This is a genomic window from Micromonospora sp. ATLC20, from assembly GCF_057196585.1.
In genome coordinates this window covers 1-13,071 of record NZ_JBXUOV010000165.1, presented here as the reverse complement: position 1 = coordinate 13,071, position 13,071 = coordinate 1, and the positions used below count along the sequence as shown (strand labels likewise).

10 protein-coding genes are annotated in these 13,071 nt (G+C 73.4%); 9 read left to right on the top strand and 1 reads right to left on the bottom strand.

Annotation, left to right across the window (positions count from 1 at the left end):
- The first annotated feature begins 92 nt into the window (after positions 1-92).
- From AC2CHG_RS25245 to AC2CHG_RS25205, 9 genes are all read left to right on the top strand, one after another.
- The gene (locus tag AC2CHG_RS25245) at positions 93-983 is read left to right on the top strand and encodes a sugar phosphate isomerase/epimerase family protein (protein ID WP_484525723.1); all 891 of its coding nucleotides are present in this window, start codon (positions 93-95) and stop codon (positions 981-983) included.
- A gap of 34 nt (positions 984-1,017) precedes the next feature.
- Positions 1,018-1,623 carry an EboA domain-containing protein gene (locus AC2CHG_RS25240; RefSeq protein WP_484525722.1) on the top strand — a complete coding sequence of 202 codons (606 nt, stop codon included), beginning with the start codon at positions 1,018-1,020 and terminating at the stop codon, positions 1,621-1,623.
- A gap of 1 nt (position 1,624) precedes the next feature.
- Complete coding sequence (locus AC2CHG_RS25235; protein WP_484525721.1) at positions 1,625-2,476, top strand: TatD family hydrolase; 852 nt, start codon at positions 1,625-1,627, stop codon at positions 2,474-2,476.
- Positions 2,476-3,696, top strand: a complete 1,221-nt coding sequence (eboE, locus tag AC2CHG_RS25230) for a metabolite traffic protein EboE (protein ID WP_484525720.1) — start codon at positions 2,476-2,478, stop codon at positions 3,694-3,696. Before AC2CHG_RS25235 ends, eboE begins: the two co-directional genes overlap by 1 nt.
- Complete coding sequence (locus AC2CHG_RS25225; RefSeq protein ID WP_484525719.1) at positions 3,693-5,087, top strand: alkaline phosphatase family protein; 1,395 nt, start codon at positions 3,693-3,695, stop codon at positions 5,085-5,087. Before eboE ends, AC2CHG_RS25225 begins: the two co-directional genes overlap by 4 nt.
- Complete coding sequence (locus AC2CHG_RS25220; protein ID WP_484525718.1) at positions 5,084-6,151, top strand: polyprenyl synthetase family protein; 1,068 nt, start codon at positions 5,084-5,086, stop codon at positions 6,149-6,151. Before AC2CHG_RS25225 ends, AC2CHG_RS25220 begins: the two co-directional genes overlap by 4 nt.
- Positions 6,152-6,438: 287 nt before the next feature.
- Positions 6,439-9,273: an RICIN domain-containing protein gene (locus tag AC2CHG_RS25215; protein WP_484525717.1), complete on the top strand. Its 2,835-nt coding sequence runs from the start codon at positions 6,439-6,441 to the stop codon at positions 9,271-9,273.
- A gap of 17 nt (positions 9,274-9,290) precedes the next feature.
- Complete coding sequence (locus AC2CHG_RS25210; protein WP_484525716.1) at positions 9,291-11,399, top strand: ThuA domain-containing protein; 2,109 nt, start codon at positions 9,291-9,293, stop codon at positions 11,397-11,399.
- Positions 11,400-11,572: 173 nt separating this feature from the next.
- The gene (locus tag AC2CHG_RS25205; protein ID WP_355508399.1) at positions 11,573-12,580 is read left to right on the top strand and encodes a sugar phosphate isomerase/epimerase family protein; all 1,008 of its coding nucleotides are present in this window, start codon (positions 11,573-11,575) and stop codon (positions 12,578-12,580) included.
- 157 nt (positions 12,581-12,737) lie between these two features.
- Here AC2CHG_RS25205 and AC2CHG_RS25200 read toward each other — a convergent pair.
- Positions 12,738-13,071: ROK family protein (locus AC2CHG_RS25200; protein ID WP_484525715.1), on the bottom strand; the 334-nt coding region annotated here is incomplete at its 5' end.

Here is a 13,071-nt window from a genome sequence, read left to right as displayed (position 1 = left end):
CTGACCGCCCGCGCCGGGGCCCGGCTGCTCGGCCTCGCCGTGGCCGGCGCCGCCCCGGTCGGCCGCCGCCTGGCCCGACTGATCTCGCCGACATGACAGCTCTCCCCGACGTGGCCACCGAACCGTTGTCCGGGCCCGGCGCGCTGCGCTTCGGGTACGGCACCAACGGCTTCGCCAACCACCGGCTCGGCGACGCACTGGCGGTGCTGGCCGACCTCGGGTACGTGGGCGTCGCGCTCACCCTCGACCACGACCACCTGGACCCGTTCGCCCCCGGCCTGGCCCGCCGGGTCGCCGCCGTACGCCGCCGGCTGGACGCGCTCGGGCTCGCGGTGGTGGTCGAGACCGGTGCCCGGTACCTGCTCGACCGGTGGCACAAGCACGCGCCGACGCTGCTGCACGACGACCCGGCCCGGCGGATCGAGTTCCTGCGCCGGGCCGTCCGGATCGGCGCCGACCTGGGCGCGGAGGCGGTTTCCTTCTGGGCCGGCGCACGCCCGCCCGGCGTACCACCTGCCGTCGCCGCCGCCCGCCTGGTGGCGGGCTGCGCGACCGTGTGCGCCGAGGCGGCGGAGGCGGGCGTGCCGCTGGGTTTCGAACCCGAGCCGGGCATGTTCGTCGAGGACATCGCCGGGTGGTGGCGGCTGCGCGCGGCGCTCGGCGCGCCACCCGGCTTCGGCATCACGCTCGACATCGGGCACTGCCGCTGCCTGGAGCCGCTGCCGGTGCCGCAGTGCGTGTCCGAGGTCGCCGCGCACCTGGTCAACGTGCAGATCGACGACATGCGCCGGGGCGTGCACGAGCACCTGGAGTTCGGCACCGGCGAGATCGACTTCCCACCGGTGCTGCGCGCCCTGGCCGACGCCGGCTACCGCGGGCTGGTGGCCGTGGAGCTGCCCCGCCACTCGCACGCCGCCCCGGCCGTCGCCGCCCGCTCACTGGACTTCCTGCGCGCCGCCGCCTCGCGCGGCGAGGGGCGGTGACCCACCACCTTCCACCCGGCAGAGGGGAGACGGCATGACACCCGACCGACTGCGCGCCGCGCTTCGGGGCGTACCCGATCCGCAGTGGCTGGACGCGGCGCTGCGCCGCGTCGCCACCGAACCCACGGCGATCGGGCGGTTCTTCGCCGCCGCCGCCCGTCGGTGCGGTCGCCTGCCGGTGCCCGACCTGCCGGGCTGGACGGCGGACGAGGCGGCCCGGGCGCTGCTGCTGACCGCGCTGCCGCACGGCCACGCCGCCGCCGCGGAGACGCTGTACCGGCAGGGCGACGCCGCCGAGAAACGCGCGGTGCTGCGCGCGTTGCCGCTGCTGCCGATCGGCGCGGAGTGCGTGCCGCTGCTGCACGACGCGATCCGCACCAACGACACCCGGCTGGTCGCCGCCGCGCTCGGGCCGTACGCCCGGCACCTGGAGCAGGCGACCTGGCGGCAGGCGGTGCTCAAGTGCGTGTTCACCGGCGTGCCGCTGGCGGTGGTCGACGGCCTGCCGGAGCGCGCCGACGGCGAGCTGGCCCGGATGCTCGCCGCGTTCGCCGCCGAACGGCACGCCGCCGGTCGCGACATGCCCGCCGACGCGGCCGACCTGCTGCGCCGGCTGACCATCCCCACCACGGAGGCGTGACATGCGCATCTTCGACCCGCACATCCACATGACGTCCCGCACCACAGACGACTACGAGCGGATGGCCGCCGCCGGGGTCCGCGCGGTGGTCGAGCCGGCGTTCTGGCTGGGCCAGCCGCGTACGAGCGTGGACAGCTTCGTGGACTACTTCGACTCGCTGATCGGGTGGGAGCCGTTCCGGGCCGGCCAGTTCGGCATCCGGCACCACGCGACTGTGGCGCTGAACCCGAAGGAGGCGAACGACCCGCGCTGCCGCCCGGTGCTCGACCTGCTGCCCCGCTACCTGGACAAGGACGGCGTGGTGGCGGTCGGCGAGATCGGCTACGACGCGATGACGCCGGCCGAGGACGCCGCGCTGGCCGGGCAGCTCGCCCTGGCCGTCGCGCACGACCTGCCCGCGCTGGTGCACACGCCGCACCGGGACAAGGCGCGCGGCGTCGAGCGGACGCTCGCGGTGGTCGCCGAGTCGGGCATCGCGCCGGGGCGGGTGCTCGTCGACCACCTCAACGAGGTGACAGTGGAGCTGGTCCGCGACACCGGCTGCTGGCTGGGTTTCTCGATCTACCCGGAGACGAAGATGTCGCCGCCGCGGATGGTGGAGCTGCTGAAGCGGTACGGCACCGAGCGGATGCTGGTGAACTCGGCGGCCGACTGGGGCCGGTCGGATCCGCTGCTGACCCGGGCCACCGGGGAGGCGATGCTGCTGGCCGGGTTCGACGCCGACGACGTCGACCGGGTGCTGTGGCGCAACCCGGTGGAGTTCTACGGCCAGTCCGGCCGGCTCGACCTGACCGACCTGGAGGCGGGCGGCCCCACCTTCGCCGGCAACTCGATCGCGCGCGGGGGGCAGTGATGCGGCTGCGCCACGCCGACGGCACGACAGTCCACCTCGGTTACTGCACGAACGTGCACCCGGCCGAGGACCTGCCGGGCATCGTCGCCCAGCTCGACACGTACGCGGTGGCGGTCCGCCGGGCGCTCGGCGCCGACCGGCTCGGGCTCGGCCTCTGGCTGGCCGCGCCGGTGGCCGCCGCGCTCGCCGCCGACCCGCCGGCCCGCCGCCGGCTGCGGCACGAGCTGACCGTACGCGGGCTGGAGGTGGTCACGCTCAACGGCTTCCCGTACGCCGCGTTCCAGGCACCTGTGGTCAAGGGCGCGGTGTACCACCCGGACTGGACCACGCCGCAACGGTCGGCGTACACGCTGGACCTGGCCCGGGTGCTCGCCGACCTGCTGCCCGACGACGCCGTCCGGGGCTCGATCTCGACGCTGCCGATCGCCTGGCGCAGCCCGTGGGACGCCGGGCGGGCCGCCACCGCTCGGCGTCGCCTGGACGCGCTGGCCGAGGGCCTGGCCGCCGTGCAGCGGGAGACCGGCCGGGTGATCCGGGTCGGCTTCGAACCGGAACCGGGCTGTCTGGTGGAGTCGACGGGACAAGCACGCGAGGTATTCTCAGACATGGATACCGACCGGCTCGGGATCTGCCTGGATCTCGCGCACCTGGCGTGTGCCTGGGAGCAGCCGGCGGATGCCCTGGCCGGGCTGCGTGCCGCCGGTCTCCCCGTGGTGAAGGTCCAGGTGTCCGCAGCGATCGAGGCGCCCGACCCGGCCGCCGCGAGCGCGGCGCTGCGCCGGTTCGTCGAGCCGCGGTTCCTGCACCAGACGCGGGCTGCCGGTTGCGCCGTCGCCACCGATCCGGCCGATCCGGCGTACGCGGCCGACGACCTCGACGCCGCACTCGACGCGCGGTTACCAGGGGCGTGGCGGGTGCACTACCACGTGCCGCTGCACGCCCCGCCCGAGCCGCCGCTGCGCTCCACGGTCCCGGTGCTGCGCGAGGCGCTGGCCGCGTTGTACGCCGGTCCGGTCGCCGGCTGCGACCACCTCGACGTCGAGACGTACACCTGGGGGGTGCTGCCGGAGGCGCGGCGGCCGCGCGGCGACGCGGAGCTGGCCGCCGGCATCGCCGCCGAGCTGGCGTTCGCCCGCGACGAACTGACCGCCGTGGGGCTGGCCGACGGCGGCGCGCAGGGCGCTTCGGGTCCGCGGGCGGCGGAAGGCGTGCCCTCGTGAGCCGGCGGCTGGTGGTGCTCGACGTGGTCGGGCTGACGCCGCGGCTGCTGGCGCACATGCCCCGGCTGCGCGCGGTGGCCGACGCCGGGTTCGCCGCCGAGCTGGGCACCGTGCTGCCGGCGGTGACCTGCTCGGCGCAGTCCACGTTCCTCACCGGCGAGCTGCCCGCCGGGCACGGCGTGGTGGGCAACGGCTGGTACTTCCGCGACCTGGGCGAGGTGCTGCTCTGGCGGCAGCACCACGCGCTCGTCGGCGGCGAGAAGGTGTGGCAGGCGGCCCGCCGCGTCGAGCCGGGCTACCGGGTCGCCAACGTCTGCTGGTGGTACGCGATGGGCGCGGACGTGGACTGGACGGTCACGCCGCGCCCGGTCTACCACGCCGACGGCCGCAAGGAGCCGGACTGCTGGACCGACCCGCCCGAGCTGCGGGACACGCTCACCGACGCGCTCGGCACCTTCCCGCTGTTCAGCTACTGGGGTCCGGGCGCCGGGCTGCCGTCCTCGGCGTGGATCAGCCGGGCCGCCCAGCGCATCCTCACCGACCACGCCCCCGACCTGACGCTGGTCTACCTGCCGCACCTGGACTACGACCTGCAACGCTTCGGCCCGTCCGGCCCGCAGGCGGCCGCCGCGGCGGCGGAGCTGGACACCGTGCTCGGCACGCTGCTCGACGCCGCGCGCGAGCAGGGAGCCACAGTGGTGGCGTTGTCCGAGTACGGCATCACCGACGTGTCCCGACCGGTGGACGTGAACCGGATGCTGCGCGCCGAAGGGCTGTTGCGGGTCTACACCCAGGCCGGGATGGAATACCTCGACCCGTGGACCTCACGGGCGTTCGCGGTGGCCGACCACCAGGTGGCGCACGTCTACGTCAGGGATCCGGCGGAGGTACCGGCGGTGGCGAAGCTCTGCGCGTCGCTACCGGGCGTGGCCGAGGTGCTCGACGCCGCCGGGCAGGCCGGGTACGGGCTGGATCATCCCCGCTCGGGTGAGCTGGTGCTGGTGGCCGAGCCGGACGCCTGGTTCACGTACTACTACTGGCTCGACGACGCGCGGGCGCCCGACTTCGCCCGGCTGGTGGAGATTCACCGCAAGCCCGGCTACGACCCGGCGGAGCTGTTCTTCGACCCGGCCGCGCCGGGCGCGGCGAAGCGCCGGGCGGCGGTGGCGCTGGCCCGCAAGAAGCTCGGGCTGCGCTACCTGATGACAGTGGTGGGGCTGGACGCGGGCGCGCGGGCGGTGCGTGGTTCACACGGGCGCCTGCCCGCCGACCCGGCGGACGGCCCGATGCTGATCTGCTCCGACCGGGCCGCGATCCGGCCCCGGGTGGAGGCCACCGATGTGAAGGCGTTGCTGCTCGAACTCGCCGGACTGGCCAGGGAGGCACCATGACCGTAACCGTCGCACCGACCGATCCGGCCCTGCTGCGGGGCCGCTTCGACGCCGCGCTAGCCGCGTTCCTGGACGCGAGAGAGCCGGATCGGCCGGACGACGGTACGGGGGCCGTCCACACCGCTGTGCGCTGGTTCGTCCTGGCCGGCGGTAAGCGGATGCGGCCGCTGTTCTGCTACTGGGGCTGGCGGGGGTTCGGCGGCCCGGACGCCGGGCCGATCGTGACCGCCGCTGCGTCGCTGGAGCTGTTCCACGCGTTCGCGCTGATCCACGACGACATCGTGGACCGCAGCGACCGCCGCCGGGGCGCGCCGACGCTGCACCGGTTCTTCGCCGACCTGCACGTCCGGTCCGGCCGGCCGGGTGACCCGGCGGCGTTCGGGCGGCAGGCGGCGCTGCTCTGCGGCGACCTCTGCGCCACCTGGTCGGCGCAGATGTTCCACGGGTGCGGGCTGCCGCCCGAGCGGCTGCGCCGGGGGCACGTGCTGCTGGCCCGGATGCGCTCGGAGGTGATCGCGGGGGAGTACCTGGACGTGGTCGGGGCGGCCGCGGACGGCTCGATGGCGAGCGCGCTCACAGTGGTACGGCTGAAGACGGCTCGCTACACGGTGACCCGCCCGGTGCAGATCGGCGCCGCGCTCGCCGGTGCCCCACCGGAGGAGGTGGCCGCGCTGGCCGGCTTCGGCGACCCGCTCGGGGACGCGTTCCAGTTGCGCGACGACCTGCTCGGCGTGTTCGGCGACCCGGCGGTGACCGGCAAGTCCAACCTGGACGACCTGCGGGAGGGCAAGCCGACGGTGCTGCTGGCGCTGGCCCGGGCGTCCGCCTCCCCTGCCGGTGCGGCCCGGCTGGGGGAGCTGGTCGGCGATCCCGGCCTCGATCAGGCGGGCGCGGCCGAGGTGCGGGGCATCGTCGAGGAGTCCGGCGCCCGGGAGGCGGTGGAGCGGATGATCCGCACCCGTGCCGACGCGGCGCTTGTCGCGCTGGAGGCGCTGCCACTGGCGGAACCGGCGCGACGGGTGCTGGCCGGGCTCGCGGAGCGGGCGGTCGACCGCCACGAGTGACACCTACTTTTGTCGCTGAGCGGCGAAAGTCAAAGCCGATCGATCAGAAGCTATGGACAGGCTGATCGAAAGGTCTTAATGTCGTGCACAGCACAACGCTGTTTCGCCGAGGCGATCGCCCGCACCAGATCGCCCCGCACCGCCCGCCTCGGCGAGGTGACCTCCGGTCCTGACCGGAGGTCGCGGCCCGCCGACCTCCCGGCGGGCCGGCGCAGCATCCCCTGCTCGGCATCCGGCGCGACGCGCGCCCGGTCCTGGCTGCGCGCGTCAGGAAGGGACAGCACAGCATGTCCAGCCACCACCACCCCCGTGCCCGACGACCGTTCGCCGCTGCCGCAGCGCTGCTGCTCGCAGCCACCGCCGGCACCGTCACAGTGGCCGCGGCGTCCGTCCCGGCGTCCGCCCACCCGATCTCGGCGAGCGACTTCCAGCAGGTCGAACTCGCCCGCGGTGTCGCCGAGACCGGCGAACCGATGTCGCTCGCGGTGCTGCCCGACCGGTCGGTCCTGCACACCGCCCGCAACGGCACGCTGCGCCGCACCGACGCGGCCGGCGCCACCACAGTCATCGGCACGCTGCCGGTCTACACCCACGACGAGGAGGGGCTCCAGGGCGTCGGCGTCGACCCCGGCTTCGCCTCCAACCGGCACATCTACCTCTACTACGCCCCGCCGCTGTCCACCCCGGCCGGCGACGCGCCCGCCACCGGCACCGACTTCTCCGCCTGGCAGGGCGTCAACCGGCTCTCCCGGTTCACGCTCAACGCCGACTTCACGCTCAACCAGGCCAGCAAGGTCGACGTGCTCGACGTACCGGCCGACAGGGGGCTGTGCTGCCACGTCGGCGGCGACATCGACTTCGACGCCGCGGGCAACCTCTACCTGTCCACCGGCGACGACACCAACCCGTTCGACTCGGCCGGCTACGCGCCGATCGACGAGCGCACCAACCGCAACCCCGGGTACGACGCGCAGCGCAGCGCCGGCAACACCAATGACCTGCGGGGCAAGATCCTGCGGATCAAGGTGAACGCCAACGGCACGTACTCGATCCCGGCCGGCAACCTCTTCGCGCCCGGCACCGCGCGGACCCGCCCGGAGATCTACGCGATGGGCTTCCGCAACCCGTTCCGGATCAGCGTCGACAAGGCCACCGGCGTCGTCTACGTGGGCGACTACGGGCCCGACGCCGGCACCACCACGGCCCGCGGCCCGTCCGGGCAGGTCGAGTTCAACCGGGTGACAGGGCCCGGCAACTACGGCTGGCCGTACTGCACCGGCACCAACACCGCGGCCGAGACGTACGCCGAGTGGGACTTCGCCGCCGGCACCGCCGGCCCGAAGTTCGACTGCACCGGCGGGCCGACGAACAACTCGTTCCGCAACACCGGCCTGGCCACGCTGCCGGCGGCGAAGCCGTCCTGGATCCGCTACGCCGGTGACGCGGGCAGCCCGCCGGAGTTCGGCGGCGGCTCCGAGTCGCCGATGGGCGGCCCGGTCTACCGGTACGACGCGGCGAACCCGTCCACCACGAAGTTCCCGCAGTCGTTCGACGGGCAGTTCTTCGCCACCGAGTTCGGTCGGGGCTGGATCAAGCCGATCCACGTCGGCGCGGACGGCTCACCCGGCACCATCGACACGTTCCCGTGGACCGGCAAGCAGGTGATGGACTCGGCGTTCGGCCCGGACGGCGCGTACTACGTGCTCGACTACGGCACCGGCTACTTCAACGGCGACGCCAACTCGGCGCTGTACCGCTTCGACTACCTGGGCGGCGCCAACCGCGCCCCGGTGGCCCGCGCCGCCGCCGACCGGACCTCCGGCGCCGCGCCGCTCGCCGTGACCTTCTCCTCGGCCGGCTCGTCCGACCCGGAGGGCGGCGCGCTGACGTACGCCTGGACGTTCGGCGACGGCGGCACCTCCACCGCGGCGAACCCCTCGCACACCTACACCGCCAACGGCAGGTACACCGTCACGCTCACGGTGCGCGACCCGCAGGGCGCCACCGGCACCGCCAGCGTGACGATCACAGTGGGCAACACCGCGCCGACAGTGGTCATCGAGACGCCCGGCAACGGCAAGCTGTTCTCCTTCGGCGACACCGTGCCGTTCCGGATCACCGTCACCGACCCGGAGGACGCCACCATCGACTGCACGAAGGTCAAGATGACCTACGTGCTCGGCCACGACCAGCACGGCCACCAGATCACCTCGGCGACCGGCTGCACCGGCTCGATCGCCGTACCCGTCGACGGTGAGCACGACGACGCGGCGAACATCTTCGCCGTCTTCGACGCCGAGTACACCGACTCGGGCGGCCTCACCACGCACACCCAGCACACGCTCCAGCCCCGGCACCGGCAGGCCGAGCACTTCAAGACCTCGTCCGGGATCAACACGTTCGACAAGGCCACCGCCGAGGGCGGCAAGACCGTCGGTGACATCCACGACGGGGACTGGATCGCGTTCCAGCCGTACCTGCTCGCCGACGCCACCGGGTTCACCGCCCGGGTCTCGTCGGCCGGGGCCGGCGGCACGCTCCAGGTGCGGGCCGGCTCGGCCACCGGGACCGTGCTCGGCTCGGCCACCGTCCCGGTCACCGGCGCCTGGGACACGTTCACCACAGTGACCGGCACGATCGCCGGTCCGCCGGCCGGCACCACCACGCTCTACCTGACGTTCGCCGGTGGCACCGGGGCGCTCTACGACTTGGACGCGTTCACGCTCACCACGTCGGCCGTCCGCACCGGCCCGGTGAAGGGCCTGGCCGGCAAGTGCCTGGACGTGCGCAACGCCGCCACCGCCGACGGCACCCAGATCCAGCTCTACACCTGCAACGGCACGACGGCGCAGTCGTGGACCGTGACGCCGAACGCCACGGTGAAGGCGCTCGGCAAGTGCCTGGACGTGTCGGGTGGCGCCGGCGCGGACGGCACGAAGATCCAGCTCTACACGTGCAACGGCACCGGCGCGCAGAACTGGTCCGCGCAGGCCGACGGGACGCTGCGTAACCCGCAGTCGGGCAAGTGCCTGGACGTGTCCGGCAACAACTCGGCCGACGGCACGGCGGTGCACCTGTGGACCTGCACGGGCGCGGCGAACCAGCGCTGGACCCTGCCGTGAGGATGAAGGAGAACCAGATGAAACTCGTGCGCACCGCGCTGGCGGCGGTGACCGCCGTCCTCGCCACCATCGCCTGCACCGTCCCCGCGAGCCCGGCAGCCGCCGCCGACGCCCCCTACGACGTGCTCGTCTTCTCCAAGACCGCCGGTTTCCGGCACGACTCCATCGCGGTCGGCACGCAGGCCGTACGGGAGCTGGGCGCGGCGAACAACTTCACCGTCACCGCGACCGAGGACGCCGCCCAGTTCACCACCGCCAACCTGGCCCGCTTCGAGGCGGTGATCTTCCTCAACACCACCGGCGACGTCCTCAACGCCACCCAGCAGTCGGCGTTCGAGGCGTACATCGGCGCCGGCGGCGGGTACGTCGGCGTGCACTCCGCCGCCGACACCGAGTACGACTGGCCGTTCTACGGCAACCTCGTCGGCGCGTGGTTCGCGTCCCACCCGGCCATCCAGCCGGCCGTCGTGAAGGTGGAGGACCGGGCGCACGCCGCCACCGCGCACCTGCCGCAGCGGTGGAACCGCACCGACGAGTGGTACGACTACCGCACCAACGCCCGCTCCACCGCACACGTGCTCGCCAGCCTCGACGAGTCCACGTACTCCGGTGGCTCGATGGGCGGCGACCACCCGCACGCCTGGTGCAAGACGTACAGCGGCGGCCGGTCCTTCTACACCGGCGGCGGCCACACCCAGGCGTCGTACGCCGACACGGCGTTCCGGGCGCACCTGCTCGGCGGCATCCGCTACGCCGCCGGGCGCACGAAGGCCGACTGCCGGCCGGAGACCGGCTACACCGCGCTTTACAACGGCGGCACCACCGGCTGGTCGCAGGCCGGGCCGGGCAGCTTCACAAACGCCGACGCCACGCTCACCTCGGTCGGCGGAATGGGCCTGTACTGGTACAGCGCGAAGCAGTTCACCAACTACTCGCTGAAGCTGGACTGGCGGCTGGCCGGTGACGACAACTCGGGCGTGTTCGTCGGCTTCCCGCCGTCGAGCGACCCGAACTCGGCGGTGGACAACGGCTACGAGATCCAGATCGACCCCACCGACGCCGCCGACCGGACCACCGGCGCGATCTACGGCTTCAAGTCCGCCGACCTGGCGGCCCGGGACGCGGCGCTGAACCCGGCGGGGGAGTGGAACACCTACGAGATCCTGGTCGAGTCGGAGCGGCTCCAGGTCTTCCTCAACGGCGTACGCATAAACGACTTCACGAACACCGACCCGGTGCGGTCGCTCGCCGGGCACGTCGGCATCCAGAACCACGGCACCGGCGACGACGTGTCGTTCCGCAACATCCGGATCAAGGAACTCGGCGGCACACCTCCGCCGACCGGCAACACCACGGTCCAGGCCGAGGCGTTCGGTTCGGCCAGCGGCGTCAGCGCGTACCCCAAGGCCGGCGCCAACGGCGGCCAGACCCTGGGGTACGTGGACCCGGGCGACTGGGCCGCGTACCCGGGGCTGGACCTGACCGGTGTGACGTCGCTGCGCGCCCGGGTGGTCTCCGGCGGCCCCGGCGGCACGCTCCAGGTGCGGACCGGCTCGCCGACCGGGCCGGTGCTCGGCCAGGTGGCGGTGCCGAACACCGGCAGCTGGACCACGTTCGCCGACGTGAGTACCGCGCTCACCGGCGTGCCGTCCGGTACGCAGACGGTGCACCTGACGTTCACCGGCAGCGGCTCCGGGCTGTTCGACGTCGACGACTTCACGCTGGTCCGCTCGACCGGCACCGGCGGCGCGGGCCCGATCAAGGGTCTGGCCGGCAAGTGCCTGGACGTGCGGAGCGGGTCGTCGGCCGACGGCACCCAGATCCAGCTCTACACCTGCAACGGCTCGTCGGCGCAGTCGTGGACGGTGACGCCGAACGGGCCGGTGAAGGCGCTCGGCAAGTGCCTGGACGTGTCGGGTGGCGGCAGCGCGGACGGCACGAAGATTCAGCTCTACACGTGCAACGGCACCGGCGCGCAGAACTGGTCCGCGCAGGCGGACGGCACGGTGCGTAACCCGCAGTCGGGCAAGTGCCTGGACGTGTCCGGCAACAACTCGGCCGACGGCACTGCGGTGCACCTGTGGACGTGCACGGGCGCGGCGAACCAGCGCTGGACCCTGCCCTGACGGAGGCCATAGAGTGGAGGCGGCGACCGCGAGGTGGCCGGTGACCCGGCGGGAGGCGCAACCCGCCCGGGAGCAGACGCTGTGGCGTCCACCGGTTCCCACGCGTCGCCGCCTCCGGTCGTCCTCGCCCCGGTCCGCGACGGAATCCCCCATCACCACAGGGGAGAAGGACAATGGCGCGACCCATCACGCTCTTCACCGGCCAGTGGGCCGATCTGCCGTTCGACGAGGTCTGCCGGCTCGCCGCCGAGTGGGGCTACGACGGGCTGGAGATCGCCTGCTGGGGCGACCACTTCGAGGTGGACAAGGCGCTCGCCGACGACTCGTACGTGGAGCGCAAGCGGGCCACCCTCGCCAAGCACAACCTCCAGGTGTTCGCCGTCTCCAACCACCTGGTCGGCCAGGCGGTCTGCGACCACCCGATCGACGAGCGGCACCAGGACATCCTGCCGGCCCGGATCTGGGGCGACGGCGAGCCGGAGGGGGTGCGGCAGCGGGCCGCCGAGGAGATCAAGGACACCGCGCGGGCGGCGGCGAAGCTCGGCGTCCGCACCGTCGTGGGCTTCACCGGCTCGTCGATCTGGCACACCGTGGCCATGTTCCCGCCGGTGCCGCCGGCCATGATCGAGCGCGGCTACCAGGACTTCGCCGACAGGTGGAACCCGATCCTGGACGTCTTCGACGAGGTGGGCGTGCGGTTCGCGCACGAGGTGCACCCCAGCGAGATCGCCTACGACTACTGGACGACGAAGCGCACGCTGGAGGCGATCGGGCACCGGGAGGCGTTCGGGCTCAACTGGGATCCGTCGCACTTCGTCTGGCAGGAGCTGGACCCGGTGAACTTCATCTTCGACTTCGCCGACCGGATCTACCACGTCGACTGCAAGGACGCGAAGGTCCGTACCGGCGACGGGCGGCGCGGCCGGCTCTCCTCCCACCTGCCCTGGGCCGACCTGCGGCGCGGCTGGGACTTCGTCTCCACCGGTCACGGCGACGTGCCGTGGGAGGACTGCTTCCGGGCGCTCAACGCGATCGGCTACGACGGCCCGATCTCGATCGAGTGGGAGGACGCCGGCATGGACCGCCTGGTCGGCGCGCCGGAGGCGCTCCAGTTCGTCCGCCGCCTGGCCTTCGACGCCCCCACGGCAGCCTTCGACGCCGCCTTCAGCAGCCGCGACTGACCCCCTCACCCCACCCCACCCCACCCCGCCCTCCCTGCCCCCCGCGATCTTGCAGTTGCGGCCCTCACAAAACGGGTGTAACCGACATCCCGGGGGCCGCAAGTGCAAGATCGGCGGCGCGGAGGGCGGAGGCAGGGGCGGGGGTGGGGGTGGGGGACTAGCGGGCGGCGTAGGTCTGGGTGCTGACCAGGTGGGCCGCGCCGATCAGGCCGGCGGTGTCGCCGAGGTCGGACAGGACGATCGGCATGCTGCCGGTGGCCAGCGGCGTGGACCGCCGGTAGACGACGCCCCGGATCTCCGCGAGCAGGACCGGACCGATCCCGGCCGGCGCGCCGCCGATGATGACGATGGCCGGGTTGACGAAGCTGACCAGCCCGACCAGCACCCGCCCGAGCCGGCGGGCGGCGTCGCGCACCAGCGTCTGCGCCGCCGGGTCGCCCTCGGTGGCCGCCGCCGCCACGTCGGCCACCGACAGCGTCCCGGCCGTGGCC